Origin of the sequence: Kitasatospora purpeofusca, from assembly GCF_042691725.1 — a bacterium.
Taxonomy (GTDB): Bacteria; Actinomycetota; Actinomycetes; order Streptomycetales; family Streptomycetaceae; genus Kitasatospora; species Kitasatospora purpeofusca_B.
On record NZ_CP170483.1, the window covers coordinates 1,315,309 to 1,337,191 of the forward strand.

The window sequence follows — 21,883 nt, forward strand, 5'->3', positions numbered from 1 at the left end:
TCAACGGGATGCGCCGTCGCTGAGCGCGAGGTCGATCAGGCTCTGGGTGTCCAGGTCGTCGAGGTCGTCGTCGTCCTCGTCGTCGTCGGACGCGACGGTGGCGGCGGCAGCCGCGGCAGCAGCGGGCACCGGCGGGCCGGCGGCGGCGCCGTCGAGCTCGGCCAGGCCGAGCAGGACCTCGTACACGCCGGCCGCGCGCAGCCGCTCCACCGGGATCGAGCCGAACGCCCGGCGCAGCGCGGCGACCTCCTCCGGGTCGCCGGACGGCCCGGCCGCGGCCGCCTCGGGCACGAACCGCTCGCGCAGGTGCGTGGCGAGCTCGGCCGGGTTCGGGTAGTCGAAGACCACCGTGGCCGGCAGCCGCAGGCCGCTGGCCGTGGCCAGCCGGTTGCGCAGTTCGACCGTGGTCAGCGAATCGAAGCCCATGTTCTGGAAGGGCTGGTTCGGGCCGATCGCCCCGGCGCCCGCATGCCCGAGCACGGTGGCGGCCAGGCCGCGCACCAGGTCCTCGAAGACGCGCTGCGCGCCGCCGGTGTCCAGGCCGGCGAGCCGGGCGGAGAGCACGGCCGGCCCGTCGTGGGCCGCGGCCGCCGCCGCGCGGGGCGCTCCTCCCCCGCCCGGTCCGCCCGCTCCACCCGGTCCGGCCAGCTCGTTCAGGATGGCGGGCAGTTCGGCGCCCTGGGCGCGCAGGGCGCCCCGGTCCAGGCGGATCGGCACCAGGATCGGCGCGGCCAGGTCGAGCGCCGTGTCGAACAGGGCCAGGCCCTCCTCGGTCGACAGGCCGAGCACGCCGGCCCGGGCCATCCGGATCAGGTCGGTCTGCGGCAGCTCTCCGGACATGCCGCGCTCGGCCCACATGCCCCAGGCCAGCGACTGCCCGGCCAGGCCCCGGGCGCGCCGGTGCGCGGCCAGGGCGTCCAGGAAGGAGTTGGCCGAGGCGTAGTTGGCCTGCCCCGGCGCGCCCCAGGTCCCGGCGGCCGAGGAGAACACCACGAAGGCCGCGAGGTCCAGGTGCGCCGTCAGCTCGTGCAGGTGCCAGGCGACGTCGGCCTTGGGGCGCAGCACGGTGTCCATCCGCTCGGGGTTCAGCGACCCGAGCACGCCGTCGTCCAGGACGCCCGCGCAGTGCACGACGCCGCTCAGCGGCCGGTCGGCGGGGACGGAGGCGAGCAGCGCCGCCAGCGCGGCCGGGTCGGCGGCGTCACAGGCCTCCAGCCTGACGTCGGCGCCGAGTCCGGACAGTTCGGCGGTCAGCTCGGCGGCTCCGGGCCCCTCCGGGCCGCGCCGGCTGACCAGCAGCAGGCTGTCGACGCCGTGCGCGGTGACCAGGTGCCGGGCGATCAGGCCGCCGAGCACGCCCGTGCCGCCGGTCAGCAGCACGGTGCCGGCGGACAGCTCCCGCCCGGCGGCGGGGTCCGGCCACGCGGTGTCCCCGGACGGGCCGAGGCTGTCCGCGGCCCTGGCCAGGCGCGGCACCAGGAGCCGCTCGCCGCGCAGGGCGACCTGGTGCTCGTCCAGGGCGAGCGCGGCGGCCAGCGCGTCGGAGCCGGAGCCGGAACCGGGGTCCTGGTCGAGGTCGAGGTCGATCAGCATCGCCCGGCCCGGGTTCTCCACCTCGGCCGTGCGCACCAGGCCCCAGACCGCCGCGGCGGCCAGGTCGGTGACCGCCGGGTCCTCCGGCCCGGTCGCCATCGCGCACCGGGTGACCACGACCAGACGGGAACCGTCCAGCAGTTCCTCCTCCAGCCAGCCCTGGACCAGGGCGAGCATCCGGTGCACCGCCGTGTGCACCCCCGCGATGCCGGGTTCGTCGTCCGCGCCCGGCAGGCAGGGCACCACGACCAGCTCCGGCGGCTGCGCACCGGCCGCCAGCGCGGCGCGCAGCGCGGCCAGGTCGGGGTGGACCGCGCCGGCACCCGACTGTTCGAGCGCCGCCGCGATGCCCGCGGTGTCCGCGCCGACGACCGCCCAGGTACGGGCGCTCCCGCGCGGGCGCTCGGCCGGCTCGGCCGGGATCCAGTTCAGCACGAGCAGGGAGTCGTCGGCGGAGTCCGCGACCGGCTGCGGGGCGGGACGCACCGCCAGCGACTCGGCCGAGAAGACCGGCGCCCCGGTGCCGTCGGCACAGTGCACGCCGACGGCGCCGCCCTCGGCCGGACGCACCCGCACCCGCAGCGCGCCGGCACCCCGGGCGTGCAGGGCCATCTCCCCCCAGGAGAACGGGACCATCGGAGGCCCGTCGACCGCCTCGGTGTCGCGCAGCGCACCGGCGTGCAGCGCCGAGTCCAGCAGCGCCGGGTGCACGGCGAACCCGTCGGTCGGCGCGCCCTCGGGCAGCGCCACCTCCGCGAACACCTCCTCGCCCCGGCGCCAGGCGGCCCGCAGCCCCTGGAACACCGGGCCGTAGCGCAGCCCCGACGCGGACAGCGTCGGATAGACCTCGGAGACGTCGAGCTGCTCCGCCCCCTGCGGCGGCCAGACCGCCAGATCGGTGAAGCCGTCGATCGCGGCCTCGGCCAGCCGGCCGCTCGCGTGCCGCAGCCACTCGGCGGTCGACGGCGCGTCGGCCGCCCGCGAGTACACCGCGACCGGCCGCCTGCCGTCCGCCTCGGCCGCGCCCACCCGCACCTGGACGGCACGCGCCGCGGCGGCCCGGCCCGGCTCGTCCGGGCCGAACACCAGCGGGGCTTCGAGGATCAACTCCTCCACCTGGCCGCAGCCCGCGCGCTCGCCCGCCGTCAGCGCCAGATCGGCGAACGCGGTGCCCGGCAGCAGGATCTGGCCGGACACGACGTGGTCGGCGAGCCACGGGAACGCGTCGAGGGACAGCCGCCCGGTCAGCACCCAGCCCTGCCCGTCGGCCAGCGCGGTGCCGGCGCCGAGGAAGGGGTGCTCGACCGCTTCGAGCCCGGTGTCGGCGACGTCGCGTCCGGAGTCGGAGCGCAGCCAGTAGCGGTGGCGCTGGAAGGGGTAGGTGGGCAGGTCGGTGGTGGCGGTGCCCGGGTAGAAGGCGGCCCAGTCGACGGTGGTGCCGTGGGCGTGGAGTGCGGCGAGGGCGGTGACGGCCGACTGCTCCTCGGGGCGGTCCTTGCGCAGGGTGGGGAGGAGGACGTGGCCGTCGTCCAGGACGTGTCCGGCCATGGCGGTCAGGACGGCGTCGGGGCCCAGTTCGAGGAAGCGGGAGGCGCCGGTGGTGGCGAGGGTGGTGAGGGCGTCGGCGAAGCGGACACTCTCGCGGACCTGGCGCACCCAGTACTCCGGGTCGCTCAACTCCCCTTCAGCGGCGAGCTTTCCGGTGAGGGTGGAGACCACCGGGACGGTCGGCTCGTTGTACGTGAGCTTCGCGGCGACGGCCCGGAACTCCTCCAGCATGGGCTCCATCAGGGCGGAGTGGAAGGCGTGCGAGACCGTCAGTGCTTTGGACCGCTCGAACCGGGCCGCGACGGTGGCGACCGCCTCGGCGTCGCCCGAAATGACCACCGCGCGGGGGCCGTTGACGGCGGCGATGTCGACGCCCGGCACCAGTGCGGCGCGGACCTCGGCCTCGGTGGCGACGATCGCGACCATCGCCCCGCCGGTCGGCAGGGCCTGCATCAGCCGGGCCCGCGCCGAGACCAGCGCGCACGCGTCCTCCAGCGACCACACCCCGGCCGCGTGGGCGGCGGCGAGTTCACCGATCGAGTGCCCGGCCACGAAGTCCGGCGTGACGCCCCAGGACTCGAACAGCCGCAGCAGCGCCACCTCGACCGCGAACAGCGCGCACTGCGCGTAGCCCGTCCGGTCGAGCAGCCCCTCCTCCGACGGCGACCACATCACATCCTTCAGCGGACGCTCAAGCCCCTTGTCCAGGACGGCGCACACCTCGTCCAGGGCGGCGGCGAACACCGGGAACGCGCGGTACAACTCCGCACCCATCCCGACCCGTTGCGAGCCCTGGCCGGTGAACAGGAACGCCAACCGGCCCGCCGTGTTCGTCCCGTGGACGAAACCCGCTGCCTCGGCCCCCCGCGCCAGCGCGCTCAGGCCCGCCAGCAGCTCCTCGCGGTCCGAGCCGACGACCACCGCGCGGTGCTCGAAGTGCGTCCGCCCGGTCGCCAACGCCAGCCCGATCAGGGGCAGTTCACCCGCCGGAAGGTCCAGCAGCCGCCCCGCCTGCGCCCGCAGCGCCTCCGGCGTGCGCGCCGACACCGGCCACGCCACCACACCGGCAGGGCCGGGCGTGACGTCCTCCGCGACGGCGTACTCGCCGGGCTCCTCCACGATCACATGCGCGTTCGTCCCGCTGAGCCCGAACGCCGACACCCCGGCCCGCCGGGGTCGCTCCCCCGCCGGCCACGGCACCTCGTCGGTCAGCAGCCGGACGTCCCCGGCACTCCAGTCCACGTGCGGGGAGGGCGCATCGACGTGCAGGGTGCGCGGCAGCACACCGTGCTCCATGGCCAGCACCATCTTCATCACACCGGCCACGCCCGCCGCCGCCTGGGTGTGCCCGAAGTTGGACTTCACCGAGCCCAGCCACAGCGGCCGACCCTCCGCCCGCTCGCGCCCGTAGGTCGCCAAGAGCGCCTGCGCCTCGATCGGGTCGCCCAGCGTCGTCCCGGTGCCGTGCGCCTCGACCGCGTCCACCTCGGCCGCCGTCAGCCCCGCATCGGCCAACGCCGCCCGGATCACCCGCTGCTGCGACGGACCGTTCGGGACGCTGAAGCCACTCGACGCGCCGTCCTGGTTCACCGCGCTGCCACGGATCACGGCCAGGACCCGGTGCCCGTTGCGGCGGGCGTCGGACAGCCGCTCCAACAGCAGCACTCCCACGCCCTCCGAGCAGCCGACCCCGTCGGCCGTCGCGGCGAACGCCTTGCAGCGGCCGTCGGGGGCGAGACCGCGCTGCTCGCTGAAGTAGACGAACATGTCGGGTTCGGTCATCACCGTGACGCCGCCGGCCAGGGCGAGCGTGCACTCGCCCCGGCGCAGCGCCTGGGCGGCCAGGTGCAGGCCGACCAGCGAGGACGAGCACGCGGTGTCCACCGACACCGCCGGGCCCTCCAGGCCCAGGGTGTAGGAGACCCGCCCGGAGATCAGGCTGCCGTCGCTGCTGCCCGGGCCGTAGTCGTGGTACATCACCCCGGCGTAGACCCCGGTCGCGCTGCCGCGCAGCGCGCCCGGCCGGATCCCGGCCCGCTCCAGGGCCTCCCACGACGCCTCCAGCAGCAGCCGCTGCTGCGGGTCCATGCCCAGGGCCTCGCGCGGCGAGATGCCGAAGAACTCCGCGTCGAACTCGCCCGCGCCGTCGACGAAGCCGCCGTCCAGCGAGTAGGTGGTGCCGGGCGTGTAGGCCGCGTCGCGGGCGGCGGACCCGGGCTCGTAGAGCCGCCCCAGGTCCCAGCCGCGGTCACCGGGGAAGGTGCCGACCGCGTCCACGCCGTCGGCGACCACCCGCCACAGCTCCTCCGGCGAGGTGACCCCGCCGGGGAAGCGGCAGCCCATGCCGATGATCGCCACGGGCTCGCCCTGGGCCGCCGTCAGCCGGTCGTTCTCCCGGCGCAGCACCGCGTTGTCCAGGACCGCCTGGCGCAGGGCCGCGACGATCCGCTCGGTGGATTCCGACTCGCTCACGACTGGTCATCCTGTTCGCCGTAGACCGACTTCATCAGTTCCTCGACACTCATGGCGGCGATCTCCTGCTGGAGCGACGCGCTCTCGGCGGCGGCGGCGCCGTCCGTCGCCGGCCCGGCCTGGCCCTCGGGGCCGTCCGGCACCAGCTCGTCCAGCAGGTAGTCCGCCAGCGGCTGCGCCGTCGGGTAGTCGAAGATCAGCGTCGCGGGCAGGCGCAGCCCGGTCTCGGCGCCGATCCGGTTGCGCAGTTCGACCGCCGCCAGGGAGTCCAGGCCCAGGTCGGTGAAGCCCTTGTCCGGGTCGATCTGGGTGGCGTCGGGGTAGCCGAGCACGCCCGCGGTGTGCCGCAGGACCACGTCGAGCACGACCGCCGTCCGCTTCTCCGGGGCCATCGCCGCCAGCCGCAGGTCCAGGGCCACCTCCGGGGTTCCGGAGCCGGCCGCGGCGGCGGCCAGGGTGCGCCGGGCCGGGCCGCGAAGCAGGCCGCGCAGCAGGGCCGGCGGTTCGGGCCGGGTCCGGCCGGCCGGGACCGGCGGGCGCGGGGCCAGCTTGATCGGGGCCAGGGCCGGGTCGGCGGTGCCGAGCGCGGCGTCGAACAGCGCCAGGCCCTCCTGCGCGGACAGTTCGGCGACGCCGGAGCGGGCGAGCCGCTCCAGGTCCACCTGGTCCTCGCTGCCCTGCCACGGGCCCCAGGCCAGGGCCTTGGCCGGCAGGCCCTGGGCGGCCCGGTACTCGGCGAGGGCGTCGAGGAAGACGTTGGCCGCCGCGTAGTTCGCCTGCCCGGCGGTCAGCACCAGGCCGCCGGCCGAGGAGTAGAGCACGAAGGCCTTGAGGTCCAGCCCCTTGGTCAGTTCGTGCAGGTGCCAGGCGGCGTCCACCTTGGGCCGCAGCACCGCGTCGACCTGGCCGGCGGTCAGGGAGCCGAACACGGCGCTGTCCATCAGTCCGGCCGCGTGCACGACGGCGGTGAGCGGATGCCCGGCGGGGACCGAGCCGAGGAGTCCGGCGAGCGCTTCGGGGTCGGTCACGTCGCAGGCCGCGAAGGTGACCTCCGCCCCGAGCCGGCCGAGTTCGGCGGCCAGTTCGGCGGCGCCCGGGGCGTTCGACCCCTGACGGCTGGTCAGCAGCAGGTGCCGCACGCCGTACTCGGCCGCCAGGTGCCGGGCCAGGTGGCCGCCCAGCAGGCCGGCGCCACCGGTGATCAGCACCGTGCCCTCCGGGTCCCAGGCGGCCGGCTCGGCCGGGAGCGGTTCGGCCCGCTCCAGGCGGGGCAGCCAGACCGCGCCCTCGCGCACCGCGGCCTCCGGCTCGCCCGAGGCGACGACCGCGGGCAGCGCCGCCAGCGAGGCGGGCGAGCCGTCGGTGTCGACCAGGACCAGCCGGTCCGGGTTCTCCGCCTGCGCCGACCGGATCAGACCCCACAGCGGGGCCTGGACCAGGTCCGGGCCCTGCGTGTCGGAGGGGGTCGTGACGGCGCCGGTGGTCAGCACGACGAGGCGGGCCTGCGCGTATCCCGGCTCGGCGAGCCAGTCGGCGACGTCGGCCAGCGTGCGGTGGACCAGCGTCCTGACCTCCTCCGGCACGGCGCCCGGGCCGGACGCGCAGGTCAGCACGACCACCTCGGGGTGCCGCGCCTCGGTGACGGGGACCACCGGGAACGGCAGGGCCGGGCCGTCCCCGGCGCCGAGCAGCGCCCAGCCCTCGGGGGCGGCGGCCGGGCCGGCGGCGGGGGCTGGCTGCCAGCCGATCCGCAGCAGCGCGTCCCGGGCCGGGTCCGCCCCGCCGAGGCGGTCGGCGGTGACCGGGCGGACCACCAGCGAGTCGATCCGGGCCACCGGCGCTCCGGCCGGGTCGGCCAGGTCCAGGGTGGTGCCCTTGGCACCGGGCAGCACCCGGACCCGCAGCGCGCTCGCGCCCGCCGCGTACAGCCGCACCCCGGTCCAGGCGAACGGGATGGTCGCCTCGCCGACGGCCTTCGGGCCGCCGTCCACCAGGAAGTCCATGGCGCCCAGGGCGGAGTCCAGCAGCGCCGGGTGGATTCCGAAGCCCGTGGTGTCGGTGCCCTCCGGCAGGGCGATCTCGGCGAAGACCTCCGCGACGGCGCCGTCCTCGGCGCGGCGGACCCAGATCGCCCGCATCCCCTGGAAGACGGGGCCGTAGCCGAAGCCGAGCCCGGCCAGGTCGGCGTAGACGCCGCCGATGTCCAGCGGCTCGGCGTCGGCCGGCGGCCACGCGGCGGCCTCGAAGGACTGCCCGGCCCGGTCGCCGCGGGCGAGCGTGCCGGCCGCGTGCTGGGTCCAGGGCGCGCCGACGGCGGCCGAGTCGCGCGAGTACACCGCCAGCGTGCGCCGGCCGGCCCGCTCTCCGCCGAGCACCACGCGGACGCTGGTGGAGACGCCTTCCTGGAGGATCAGCGGGGCCTGCTGGGTCAGCTCCTCCAGCAGGTCGAACCCGACCTCGTCGCCGGCCCGGACCGCCAGTTCCACGAACGCCGCGCCGGGAAGCAGCGCGGTGTCCATCACCCGGTGGTCGCGCAGCCACGGCTGGCGGGCGAGCGAGAGCGTCCCGGTGAGCACCACGCCGCCGGTGTCCGGCAGCTCGACCACGGCGCCGAGCAGCGGGTGCCCGGCACCGTCCACACCGGCCGAGGCCACGTCGCCGGCCGGAGCGGTGGCGTTGAGCCAGTACTCCTTGCGCTGGAAGGCGTAGGTCGGCAGGGACACCTTGCGGGCGCCGCGCCCGGCGAACACCCCGTGCCAGTCCACCGCGACGCCGCGCACGTGCAGGCCGGCCAGGGCGTGCAGCACGGTCCTGGTCTCCTCGCCGGTGCGGCGCAGGGTCGGGAGCAGCACCTGGCCGTCGTCGACGCTGTGTCCGGCCATGCCGGTGAGGACGGCGTCGGGGCCGAGTTCCACGAACCGGGAGACGCCGCTGGTGGCGAGGGTGGTGACCGCGTCGGCGAAGCGGACGCTCCCGCGGACCTGGCGCACCCAGTAGTCGGGGCTGCCGAGTTCCTCGGCGGTGGCGAGCCGTCCGGTGAGGGTGGAGACCACCGCGACGGTCGGCTCCCGGTAGGTCAGCTTCGCGGCGACGGCCCGGAACTCCTCCAGCATCGGCTCCATCAGGGCCGAGTGGAAGGCGTGCGAGACGGTCAGGGCCTTGGTCCGCCCGAATCCGGCGGCGACCTGGGCGACCGCCTCCTCGTCACCCGAAATGACCACCGCGCGGGGGCCGTTGACGGCGGCGATGTCCACGCCCGGCACCAGCGCGGCCAGGACCTCGGCCTCGGGGGCGGCGATCGCGACCATCGCCCCGCCGGTCGGCAGGGCCTGCATCAGCCGGGCCCGGGCCGCGACCAGGGCGCACGCGTCCTCCAGCGACCAGACGCCGGCGGTGTAGGCGGCGGCGAACTCGCCGATCGAGTGCCCGGCCACGTAGTCCGGCCGCACACCCCAGGACTCGAACAGCCGCAGCAGTGCCACCTCGACGGCGAACAGCGCGCACTGCGCGTAGCCCGTCCGGTCGAGCAGGCCGTCCTCCGGCGGGGACCACATCACGTCCTTCAGCGGGTGCTCCAGCCCCTGGTCCAGGACGGCGCACACCTCGTCCAGCGCGGCGGCGAAGACCGGGAACACCCGGTACAGCTCCGCGCCCATGCCCACGCGCTGCGAACCCTGACCGGTGAACAGGAACGCCAGCCGGCCCGACGAGCGGGCGGTCGCCCGGACCAGGCCGGCGGACGCGCCGCCCGAGGCCAGGTCGGTCAGGGCGCGCACCGCGGCCTCGCGGTCCGCGGCCAGGACCACCGCGCGGTGGTCGAGCGCGGCGCGGGTGGTGGCCGCGGAGAAGGCCGTGTCCAGCAGCTCGGTCGACGCGTCCAGCCGCTCGGCGAGCCGCGCGGCCTGCTCGCTCAGCGCGTCCGCCGTGCTGCCGGAGACGGTCAGCGGGATCAGCGGCAGCGCCGGCGCGGGTTCCGCGGCGCGCTCCGGCCGGGTCGGGCGGGCCGGCGGGGCCTCCTCGACGATCACGTGCGCGTTGGTGCCGCTGATGCCGAAGGAGGAGATGCCGGCGCGGCGCGGACGGCCCTGCGGGGTCCACGGCCGTGCCTCGGTGAGCAGCTGCACGGCGCCGCTGGACCAGTCCACGTGCGGGGACGGCGCGTCGACGTGCATGGTCCTGGGCAGCAGGTCGTGGCGCAGCGCCTGCACCACCTTGATCACCGCCGCCGCGCCGCCGGCGGCCTGCGCGTGGCCGATGTTGGACTTCACCGAGCCGAGCCACAGCGGCCGGTCGGCCGGTCGGCCCTGGCCGTAGGTGGCCAGCAGCGCCTGCGCCTCGATCGGGTCGCCCAGCCGGGTGCCCGAGCCGTGCGCCTCGACCGCGTCCACCTCGGCCGGGGTGAGCGCCGCCGCGGCCAGCGCGGCGTGGATCACCCGCTCCTGGGACGGGCCGTTCGGGGCGGTCAGACCGTTGGAGGCGCCGTCCTGGTTCACCGCGGAGGCCCGCACCACGGCCAGCACCTCGTGCCCGTTGCGCCGGGCGTCGGACAGCCGCTCCAGCAGCAGCAGGCCCGCGCCCTCGGCCCAGCCGACGCCGTCGGCCGCCGCGGCGAAGGACTTGCAGCGGCCGTTGGGCGACAGCACGCCCTGCCGGCTGGAGTCCACGAACAGGTCGGTGGCGGAGAGCACCGTGACACCGCCGGCGAGGGCCAGCGAGCATTCGCCGTTGCGCAGCGCCTGGGTCGCCAGGTGCAGGCTGACCAGCGAGGAGGAGCAGGCCGTGTCCACGGTCAGGGACGGGCCCTCCAGGCCGAGCAGGTAGGAGATCCGGCCGGAGACCACCGCGCCGGAGCTGCCGTTGGCCAGGTAGCCCTCGACGTCGGCCGGCGCGTCCTTGAGGCGGCTGCCGTAGTCGTCGTACATGGCGCCGGCGAAGACGCCGGTCAGGCTGCCCTTGAGCGACTTCGGGTCGATCCCGGCGTGCTCGATGGTCTCCCAGGCGGTCTCCAGCAGCAGCCGCTGCTGCGGGTCCATGGCCATCGCCTCGCGCGGACCGATGCCGAAGAACGCCGGGTCGAACCAGGCCGCCTCGTGCAGGAACCCGCCCTCGTGGGCGTAGGTCTTGCCGCGCTTGCCGGGCACCGGGTCGTAGACCCCGGCGATGTCCCAGCCGCGGTTGGTCGGGAACTCGGTCACCGCGTCCACGTTGTCGACCAGCAGGCGCCACAGGTCCTCGGGCGAGGCGACCCCGCCGGCGTAGCGGCAGCCCATGCCGATGATCGCGATCGGCTCGTCCGAACGGCCGCGGGCGGTGGTGGCGGGCCTGGTCCCGGCCGCCGGCTCGGCGGTCTCCAGCAGCCGGCCCATGATGAACTCGGACACGGCCCGGGCGGTCGGGTAGTCGAAGACCATGGTGGCGGGCAGCGCGAGCCCGGTGGCCGAGCTGAGCGCGTTGCGCAGTTCCACCGCGGCCAGGGAGTCGAAGCCCAGTTCCTTGAACGCCCGGTCCCCCTCGATCGCCGAGGCGTCGGCGTGGCCGAGCACCGCGGCGATCTGGGTGGACACCAGCTCCAGCAGCACCCGGTCGCGTTCGGCGCCGGCCAGGCCGGCCAGGCGCTGGGCCAGGGCGAGCCCGCCGCGGGCCTGGCCCGCGGCGCGGGCCGTGCGACGCACCGGGGCCGGGGCGAAGGCGCGCAGCAGGGCGGGCAGGTCCTCGGCGCGGGCGCGCAGGGCGGCCGGGTCCAGGCGCAGCGCGGCCAGCACCGCCGGGTCGGCGCCGAGCGCCCGGTCGAACAGGGCCAGGCCCTGTTCCACGCTGAGCGCGGGCATCCCCAGCCCGGCCATCCGGCGCAGGTCGGCCTCGCCGAGTTCGCCGCCGAGCCCGGTGTTGTGGTTCCACAGGCCCCAGGCCAGCGCGGTGGCCGGCAGGCCCTGGGCGCGGCGGTGTTCGGCGAGCGCGTCGAGGAAGGTGTTGGCCGCCGCGTAGTTCGCCTGCCCGGAGGCGAGTACCAGGCCGCCGGCGGAGGAGAACAGCACGAACGCGGACAGGTCGAGGTCCCGGGTCAGCTCGTGCAGGTGCCAGGCGGCGTCGACCTTGGGGCGCAGCACGGAGTGCAGCTGCTCGGCGGTGAGCGATCCGAGCAGCGCGCCGTCGGCGGTGCCGGCGGCGTGCACGACGGCGCTGAGCGGGCGGTCGGCGGGGACGGCGGCGAGCAGCGCGGCCACGGCGTCGCGGTCGGCGGTGTCGCAGGCGGCCAGCGTCACCCGGGCGCCGAGCCCGGTCAGCCGGTCCGCCAGTTCGGTGGCGCCCGGCGCGGCCGGGCCGCGGCGGCTGGTGAGGAGCAGGTGGCGCACGCCGTGCTCGGCGACCAGGTGCTCGGCGAGCAGGCCGCCGAGGCCGCCGGTGCCGCCGGTGACCAGGACCGTTCCGGTGCCCAGCGGGCCCGGCCGGTCGCCGGACGCGGCGGGCACGGCGGGCACGGCCGCCTCGGCCAGTCGCGGGACGAGGACGGTGCCGGCGCGCAGGGCCGCTTCCGGCTCCCCGGCGGCGGCCACGGCGGGCAGCAGGTCGGGCCGGTCCGTGTCGGACTCGACCAGGACGAACCGTCCGGGGCTCTCCGCCTCGGCGGCCCGGACCAGGCCGGGCACCGGCGCGTGGCCGAGCTCGCCGGCCCGGGTGAGCACCAGCAGGCGGGACTGCCGCAGGCGCGGCTCGGCGAGCCAGGCCTGGAGGTCGGCGAGCATCCGGCCCGCGGTGCGGTGCGCCTGCTGCGGCAGGTCGCCGTCGGCGTCGGCGTCGGCCGCCGGGCAGGCGAGCACCGCGACGGCCGGGGCCGGGGCGCCCGTGTCCAGGGCGGCGACGAGGTCGGCGACGCCCCGGTGCTCGGGTGCGCCGGCGCCGATCAGCGTCCAGTCGGCGGGCAGCGGCGCGCCGGTGGCGGCGAGCTCGGTCCACTCGATCCGCAGCAGCGAGCCCTGCTCGGCCTGCGGGCCGGCGCCGAGCTGCTGCCCGGTGACCGGCCGCGAGACCAGGGAGGCGACGGAGGCGACCGGGTTGCCCTCGGTGTCGGCGACCTCGATGGCGGACAGCTCGTCGCCGTCCAGCCGGGTGATCTGCACCCGCAGTTCCCGGGCGCCGGCCGCGTACAGGGTCACGCCGTTCCAGACGAACGGCAGCAGGGTCGCGCCCTGGCCGTCGTCGAGCAGGTCGGCGTGCATGGCCGCGTCGAGCAGCGCGGGGTGCAGGCCGAACGCGGCGGCCGTGGCCCCGGTCTCGTCGGGCAGCGCGACCTCGGCGAACACCTCGTCACCGCGGCGCCAGGCGGCGCGCAGCCCCTGGAAGGCCGGGCCGTAGCCGTAGCCGCGGGCGTTGAGCCGCTCGTAGGCGTCGGTGACGTCGAGCTCCTCGGCCCCGGGCGGCGGCCACTCGGCCAGCCCTGCGGGCTCGGGGGCCCCGGCCAGGGCCAGGACGCCCGAGGCGTGCCTGGTCCAGGGCTGCTCGGGCCGGTCGTCCGGCCGGGAGTGGACCTCGAACCGGCGCCGGCCGTCCTGCTCGCCCTCCACCAGGACCTGCAGCGCGACGCCGCGGTGGGCCTGGTCGCCGCCGGGCAGGATCAGCGGGGCCTCCAGGGTCAGCTCGTCCAGGGCCCGGCAGCCGACCTGGTCGCCGGCGCGGATCGCGAGCTCGACGAAGCCGGTGCCGGGCACCAGGATCGCGCCGTTCACCTCGTGGTCGGCCAGCCAGGGCTGGCGCCGGGCGCTCAGCCGGCCGGTGAGCACGACCGAGTCGGAGCCCGGCAGCGGCACCACGGCGCCGAGCATCGGGTGGTCGGCGGCCAGCTGGCCGACCGTGGTGACGTCTCCGGCCGGGACCGGGTCGGTCCAGTGGCGCTGGTGCTGGAAGGCGTACGTCGGCAGGTCGATCCCGCCGGGCGCGGCGCCGAGCAGCGCGGGCCAGGCCACGGCGGCGCCGCGGGCGTGCAGCAGGCCCAGGGCGGCCAGCAGCACCGCCGCCTCGGGCCGGTCGCGGCGGCAGGTCGGGGCGAAGACCGGGGCGGGGGCGCCCTCGGCCGCCTCCACGCACCGGGCGCCCAGGGCGCTGAGCACGGCGTCCGGGCCGAGTTCGACGAAGGTGCGCGTGCCCTCGGCGGCCATCGTCCGCACCGCGTCGGCGAAGCGGACGCTCCGGCGGGCGTGGCGCACCCAGTAGTCGGCGGACCGGAGCTCGTCGGCGCCGGCGAGTTCGCCGGTGACGGTGGAGACGATCGGGATCCTCGGCGGGTGGAGGGTCAGGCCCTCGGCGACCCGGCGGAACTCCGCGAGCATCGGCTCCATCAGGGCGGAGTGGAAGGCGTGGCTGACCGTGAGCCGGTGGGTCTCGCCGCCGCGCTCGCGCACCAGGCGGACCAGTTCGAGGACGGCGTCCTCGGTGCCGGAGACCACCACGGCGGCCGGGCCGTTGACCGCCGCCACGTCCACGGTGCCCGCGGACCCGTCGAGGCCCGCGATCAGGGTGGCGGCCTCCTCCTCGGTGACGCCCAGGGCGGCCATCGCGCCGCCGGCGGGCAGCTCCTGCATCAGGGCGCCGCGGGCGACCACCAGGCGGCAGGCGTCCTCCAGCGAGAACACCCCCGCGGCCTGGGCGGCGGCCAGTTCGCCGACCGAGTGCCCGGCCATCAGGTCCGGGGTGACGCCCCAGGATTCAAGCAGGCGGAAGAGGGCGAGCTCGACCGCGAACAGGGCGGCCTGGGTGTACACGGTCCGGTCGATCAGACCCTCGTCGGCCTGGTCGCCGAGCCCGAGGACGACCTCGCGCAGCGGCCGCCAGGACGCCGGCGCGTGGGGTTCACCGGCCGCCCGGGCCGCCTCGGCGGCCTCGTCGAGGGCGGTGGTGACCTCGTCGAAGGCCCGGGCGTACGCCGGGAAGGCCGCGTACAGCTCGCCGCCCATCGTGACCCGCTGGGCCCCCTGGCCGGAGAACAGGTAGCCGAGCCTGCCCTCGTTCACCGTGTCGCTCACCACTGCGGTGCCGGTCCCGCCCGCCGCGAGCAGGTCCAGGCCGTCGAGCAGGGCGGCGCGGTCGGCGGCGAGCACCGCGGAGCGGTGGTCGAACGCGGTCCGGGAGGAGGCGAGCGCGCCGGCCAGGCCGGCCGGCGACAGGTCCGGCCGGTCGGCGACGAAGGCGCGCAGCCGCCGGGCCTGGTCGCGCAGCGCCGGGGCGGTCCGGGCGGAGAGCAGGAACGGGAGCACGCCGGGGTCGGCGGCCGGCTCCGAAGCGGCCTCGGGCTCGGCCTGCCGCGCCTGGTACTCCCCCACGATCACATGGGCGTTGGTGCCGCTGATGCCGAAGGAGGAGACGCCCGCCCGGCGGGAGCGGCCGGACGCCGCCCAGTCCTGCGGGTCGGTCAGCAGCCGCACGTTCCCCGCGCTCCAGTCCACGTGCGGGGACGGGGTGTCCACGTGCAGGGTCCGCGGCAGCAGGCCGTTGCGCAGCGCCATCACCATCTTGATGACGCCGGCGACGCCCGCCGCGGCCTGGGTGTGGCCGACGTTGGACTTGACCGAGCCGAGCCACAGCGGCTGCTCGCGGTCCTGGCCGTACACCTCCAGCAGGGCCTGGGCCTCGATCGGGTCGCCGAGGGTGGTGCCGGTGCCGTGCGCCTCGACGGCGTCCACGTCCTGCGGCCGCAGCCCGCCGGCGGCCAGCGCCTGGCGGATCACCCGCTGCTGCGCCAGCCCGTTGGGGGCGGTGAGGCCGTTGCTGGCGCCGTCGTGGTTGACCGCGCTGCCGTCGACCACGGCCAGCACCCGGTGCCCGTTGCGCTCGGCGTCGGAGAGCCGCTCCAGCAGCAGCATGCCCGCGCCCTCGCCCCAGCCGGTGCCGTCGGCGGCGGCCGCGAAGGACTTGCAGCGCCCGTCGGCGGCCAGGCCGCGCTGGCGGCTGAAGTCGATGAAGGTGTCCGGGGTGGACATCACCGTCACGCCGCCGGCCAGGGCCAGGGCGCACTCGCCGCGGCGCAGCGCCTGGATCGCCCAGTGCATCGCGACCAGGGACGAGGAGCAGGCGGTGTCCACGGTGACCGTGGGGCCCTCCAGGCCCAGCGCGTAGGAGACCCGGCCCGAGACCACGCTGGCGAGGCTGCCGTTGCCCAGGTACCCGGCGGTCTCCTCGGAGACCGCGCCCCGGCCGGTGCCCCAGTCGTGGTACATCACGCCGGCGAAGACGCCGGTGTCGCTGCCGCGCAGCGCCGCCGGGTCGATGCCGGCCCGCTCGAAGGCCTCCCAGGAGATCTCCAGGAGCAGCCGCTGCTGCGGGTCCATGGCCTGCGCCTCGCGCGGGCTGATCTCGAAGAACTCGGCGTCGAACTCGGCCGCGTCGTGCAGGAAGGCGCCCTCGCGGGCGTAGCTCTTGCCGGGGCGGCCGGGCTCCGGGTCGTAGATGGCCGCCTCGTCCCAGCCGCGGTCGGTCGGGAAGCCGCTGACCGCGTCCACGCCCTCGTGGACGAGCCGCCAGAGGTCCTCGGGCGTGCCGACGCCGCCGGGGAAGCGGCAGCTCATCGCCACGATCGCGATCGGCTCGTCGGGCTGGACGGCGGTGGTCGGCCGGACGGCGGGGGCGGCGGTGGTGCCGGAGAGCTTCGCGAGGATGTGGTCGGCCAGCGCCCGCGGGTTCGGGTAGTCGAAGACCAGGGTGGCCGGCAGGCGCAGGCCGGTCGCCGCGTCCAGGCTGTTGCGCAGTTCCACCGCGGACAGCGAGTCGAAGCCGAGGTCGCTGAAGGCGCGGCGCGCCCCGACCGCCTCGGCGCCGGTGTGTCCCAGGACGGCGGCGGCCCGGGCGCGCACCAGGTCGAGCACGGCGCGGTCGCGCTCGGGCTCGGGCAGCGCGGCCAGGCCGGTGACGGCCTCGGCGGCGGGCGCGGCGGACCGGGCGGCCGGGGCGCGGCGGGCGGCGGGGCCGGCCACGTCGCGCAGCAGGGCCGGCAGCGCGTCGGCCCGGGCCGCGAGCGCCGCCCGGTCCACCCGGACCGGCACCAGGGCCGGCCGGCCGGCGGTCAGCGCCCGGTCGAGGGCGTCCAGGCTCTCGGCGGCGGTCAGCGGTGCCAGGCCCAGCCGGGCGATCCGCCGGCGGTCGGCGTCGGTCAGCGCCGCGCCCATGCCGCCGAGGTCCGCCCACAGGCCCCAGGACAGGGCGAGCGCGGGCAGGCCGAGGGAGCGGCGGTGGTCGGCCAGCGCGTCGAGGAAGGCGTTGCCGGCGGCGTAGTTGCCCTGGCCCGCGCCGTCGACCAGGGCCGCGGAGGAGGAGAAGAGCACGAAGGCGGACAGGTCCAGGCCGCGGGTCAGCTCGTGCAGCAGCCAGGCCGCGTCGAGCTTGGGCCGCAGGACGGTGTCGACCTGCTCCGCGGTGAGCGTCCCGACCAGGCCGTCGGCCACCACGCCCGCGGCGTGCACCAGGCCGGTCAGCGGGTGCGCGTCGTCGATGCCGCGCAGCAGCGCGGCCAGCGCCTCGGGGTCGGCCACGTCGCAGGCCGCCGCCTCGACCCGCGCGCCCAGCGCGGCCAGGTCGGCGAGCAGCTGCTCGGCCTCGGGCGTCGCGGCGCCGCGGCGGCCGACCAGCAGCAGTCGGCGGACGCCGTGCTCGGCCACCAGGTGCCGGGCGACCGCCGCGCCGACGCCGCCGAGGCCGCCGGTGATCAGGAAGGTGCCGTCCGGGTTCGCGGCCCCGGCCGTCCAGGGGGCGGCCGCGGCGGCCGGCTCGGCGGCGTCCCGCAGGCGGGTGAGCCGGGGGACGAGCAGGGTGCCCTCGGCGAGCCGCAGCTCGGGCTCCCCGGTGGCCGTCGCGGCGGCCAGTTCGGCGGCGCCGACGGGGCGCTCGGAGTCGTCCAGGTCGAGCAGGACGAACCGGCCGGGGTGCTCGGCCTGGGCCGAGCGGACCAGGCCCCGGACGGGGGCGGCGGCCAGGCCCGCGGCGCTCGCCGCGGCGGCGGCGCCACGGGTGACGACGACCAGCGTCGACGCGGCGAGGCGCTCGTCGGCCAGCCAGGCGCGCAGGGTGGCGAGCACCCGGTGCACGCCGAGGTGCGCGGCGCCGATCAGGCCGTCGGTGGAGTCGGCGGGCAGCACGGGCAGGAGCACGGCCGCGGGCACGGCGCCGGCGGCGAGCGCGTCCAGGTCCGCGAAGCGCGGGACGCCCAGGTCCCACGGGTCCTCGGCGCCCAGCACGGCCAGGGCGGCGCGGCCGGACGACGGCGCGGGCGCGACGGCGGCGGCCGGCTTCCAGACCACCTCGTACAGCGGCTCGACGCGGGCGGCCCGCAGCGCCTCGGCGGCGACCGGCAGGGAGCGGAACGAGGCCACCTCGGCCACCGGTGCGCCGGTGCGGTCGGCCAGCGTGAGCGAGACCCCCTGCCCGGGCAGCGAGCCGATCCGCACCCGGACGGCGGTCGCGCCGGGGGCGAGGAGCCGGACGCCGCTCCAGGCGAAGGGCAGCCGGATCTCCTCGGGCTCGCGGGCCTCGCCCGGGGCGAAGTCGGTGGCGTGCAGCACCGCGTCCAGCAGTGCCGGGTGCAGGGCGAACGCCCCGGCCTCGCCGTCGAGTTCGACCTCGGCGAAGACCGCGCCGTCGGGGCCGTCCGCGCGCCAGACCCGGCGCAGGCCGCGGAACAGCGGGCCGTAGCCGTAGCCCTGGCCGGCGAGCTCCGGGTACAGGTCGTCCACCGGCACCGGGCGCGCCCCGGCCGGCGGCCACTGCGCGAGTGCGGCGAGGCGGTCGGCGGCGGGCGGTGCGGCGGTGCCGGCGGCCTCGGCGGCCTCGGCGGTGGCCAGGGTGCCGACGGCGTGGCGGGTCCAGTCGGCCTCGTCGGCCCACTCGCCGCGCGAGTGGACCTCGACCGTCCGGCGCCCCGCCTCCTCGGCGCCGACGACCACCTGGATCACGACCGCGCCGTCCTCCGGCACCGCCAGCGGCGCCTGGAGGGTGAGTTCCTCGACCAGGTCGCAGCCGACCCGGCCGGCGGCGTGCAGGGCCATCTCGACGAAGGCGGTGCCGGGCAGCAGCACCACGCCGGAGATCACGTGGTCGGCCAGCCAGGGGTGGGTGCCGAGGGCGACGCGCCCGGTCAGCACCAGGCCGGCCGACCCGGCCAGGCCGACCTCGGCCGGCAGCAGCGGGTGGGTGGAGGCGGTCAGGCCGAGGCCGGAGGCGTCCGCGACGCCCTTCGGCGCGGCCAGCCAGTAGTGCCGGCGCTGGAAGGCGTAGGTCGGCAGCGTGACCCGGCGCAGCGGGGCGCCCCCGTGGAGGGCCTGCCAGTCCACCGCGACGCCCCGGGTGTGCAGGGCGGCGAGCGCGGACAGGACGGCGTCGGCCTCGGGGCCGGTGCGGCGCAGCGCCGGGGTGAAGGAGAGTTCGCTCTCGCCGGCGGCGGCCGCGCACTCCTCGGCCAGCGCGCTCAGCACCCGGTCCGGGCCGATCTCCAGGCAGGCGCCCACGCCCAGCGCGAGCAGGGTGGCGACGCCGTCGGCGAACCGGACCGGCCGGCGCACCTGGTCGACCCAGTACCGGGGGTCGCAGAGCTGCTCGGCGGTGGCCGGACGGCCGGTCAGGTCGGAGATCACCGGGATCTTCGGCGGCGCGTACGCGACCACCTGGAGGATCTGCTCGAACTCGTCGAGCATCGGCTCCATCAGCGCCGAGTGGAAGGCGTGCGAGACCCGCAGCGCGGTGGTGCGCCGGCCCTCGGCGGCGAAGGCCGCGGTCACCTGCTCGACCTCGGCCGCGGGGCCGGAGACGACGACCGCGCCCGGGGCGTTGACGGCCGCGATGCCGGTCGCGCCGGACAGGCCGGGAAGCGCGGCGAGGCGCTCCAGGACCTCGGCCTCGGTGGCGGCGACCGCGGCCATCGCCCCGCCCTCGGGCAGGGCCTGCATCAGGGCGCCGCGGGAGGCGACCACCAGGCAGGCGTCGTCCAGCGACCAGACCCCGGCCACGTGCGCCGCGGCGAGCTCGCCGATCGAGTGGCCCAGCAGGACCGCGGGGGTCACCCCCCAGGACTCGTACAGCCGGTAGAGCGCGACCTCCAGCGCGAACAGCGCGCACTGGGCGTACTGGGTCCGGTCGAGCGCCTCGGCGTCCTCGCCGAACCACACCTCGCGCAGCGGCTGCTCCAGTTGCAGGTCGAGCCGGTCGATCACCTCGTCCAGCGCCTCGGCGAAGACCGGGAAGGTCCGGTAGAGCTCGCGGCCCATCCCCAGGCGCTGCGAGCCCTGGCCGGTGAACAGCACCGCCAGGCCGCCGGGCCGGGTCGAACCGGTCGCCACCGCGATGTCGCCGGGGTCGGTGCCCTCGGCCAGGGCGGTGAGCCCGCGCAGGGCCTGCTCCCGGTCCCCGGCGAGCACGACCGCGCGGTGCTCCAGCGCGGCGCGGGTGGTGGCCAGGGAGAAGGCGGCGTCCGCCAGTGCGGTGGCCGCCAGTGCGGTGTCCGCCGATGCGGCGTCGGCGTCCTCGGCGGCGAGGAAGGCGGCCAGCCGCCCGGCCTGGGCGCGCAGGGCCTGCGGGCTCCTGGCCGAGACCGGGAGCAGCACCGGCGTGGACGCGGCCCCGGTCTCCGGGCTGTCCGCCTCCTCGGCGGCGGCGGGCGCCGGGGGCTGCTCGACGATCAGGTGCGCGTTGGTGCCGCTGACGCCGAAGGAGGAGATGCCGGCGCGCCGGGGCCGGCCGGCCTCGGGCCAGGGCTGCTCCTCGGTCAGCAGCCGGACGTTGCCGAGGCTCCAGTCGACGTGCGGGGTCGGCTCGTCCACGTGCAGGGTGCGCGGCAGCACGCCGTGCTCCATCGCCATCAGCATCTTGATCAGACCGGCGGCGCCGGCCGCGGCCTGGGTGTGCCCGATGTTCGACTTGACCGAGCCGAGCCACAGCGGCTGCTCGCGGTCCTTGCCGTAGGCGGCCAGCAGCGCGCCCGCCTCGATCGGGTCGCCGAGCCGGGTCCCGGTGCCGTGCGCCTCGACGGCGTCCACGTCGACCGGGGCGAGGCTCGCGTCGGCGAGCGCCGCCCGGATCACCCGCTGCTGGGCGAGGCCGCTGGGCGCGGTCAGGCCGTTGGAGGCGCCGTCGGAGTTGATCGCGGTGCCGCGCACCACACCGAGCACCCGGTGGCCGTTGCGCAGCGCGTCGGAGAGCCGTTCGAGCACGAACACACCGACGCCCTCGCCGAAGCCGGTGCCGTCGGCGGCCGCGGCGAAGGGCTTGCAGCGGCCATCCTCGGCCAGTCCGCGCTGGCGGGCGAAGGAGGTGAACACACCCGGGCCGCCCATGATCGCGACGCCGCCGGCCAGGGCGAGCGGGCAGTCGCCGCGGCGCAGCGCCTGGACCGCCAGGTGCAGGGCGACCAGCGAGCCGGAGCAGGCGGTGTCCACCGTCAGGGTGGGGCCCTGCAGACCGAAGGCGTAGGCGACCCGGCCGGAGACCACGCTCGGCGCGTTGCCGGTCAGCAGGTAGCCGTCCATCCCGTCCGGGGCCTCGTGCAGCCGCGGCCCGTACTCCTGGGCCTCGGCGCCGATGAACACGCCGGTGCGGGTGGCGCGCAGCGAGGCCGGGTCGATCGACGCCCGCTCCAGCGCCTCCCACGCGGTTTCGAGGACCAGCCGCTGCTGCGGGTCCATCGCGGAGGCCTCGCGCGGGGAGATGCCGAAGAACTCGGCGTCGAACTCGGCGGCGTCCGGCAGGAACCCGCCGACCCGCACGTAGCTGGTGCCGGGCGTGCCGGGATCCGGGTCGTAGAGCGCGTCGAGGTCCCAGCCGCGGTCGGTCGGGAAGCCGGAGACGGTGTGCCGGCCGGAGGCCACCAGCTGCCACAGCTGCTCGGGCGAGGTGACGCCGCCGGGGTAGCGGCAGCCCACCCCGACGATCGCCACCGCCTCCTCGTCCGCCGGCCGGCCGCCGGCCCCGGCGGCCGGCCGCTCGGGCTCCGGCTCCGGCTCGGGCTCCGCGTCCCCGGTCAGCCCGGCCCGGATCAGCCGGGCCAGGGCCGAGGCCGTCGGATGGTCGAAGACCACCGTGACCGGCAGCTCCAGACCGGTGTCCGCGACGAGCCGCGACTGCAGCTCGACCGCGGCCAGCGAGTCGAAACCGAGCTCGCTGAGGGGAGTCTCGGGATCCACCGTCCCGGGCGCGTCGGGCACGAAGGCGCCCAGTACCGCCGCTACCCGCTCCCGCACGAAGCCGAGCAGGAAGGCGTAGGACGTGTCGTCGAACAAGATGGGCATTGCCGAAACTCCCC

General features: G+C 77.1%; 2 protein-coding genes. Both read right to left on the reverse strand.

From position 1 onward, the window contains the following. Nucleotides 1-5,613 carry a type I polyketide synthase gene (locus ACFCLZ_RS05235; RefSeq protein WP_380283494.1) on the reverse strand — a complete coding sequence of 1,871 codons (5,613 nt, stop codon included), beginning with the start codon at nt 5,611-5,613 and terminating at the stop codon, nt 1-3. After that, nucleotides 5,610-21,869, reverse strand: coding sequence for an SDR family NAD(P)-dependent oxidoreductase (locus ACFCLZ_RS05240; RefSeq protein ID WP_380283495.1), 16,260 nt, complete (start codon nt 21,867-21,869; stop codon nt 5,610-5,612). Before ACFCLZ_RS05240 ends, ACFCLZ_RS05235 begins: the two co-directional genes overlap by 4 nt. Between the last annotated feature and the right edge of the window lie 14 nt (nt 21,870-21,883).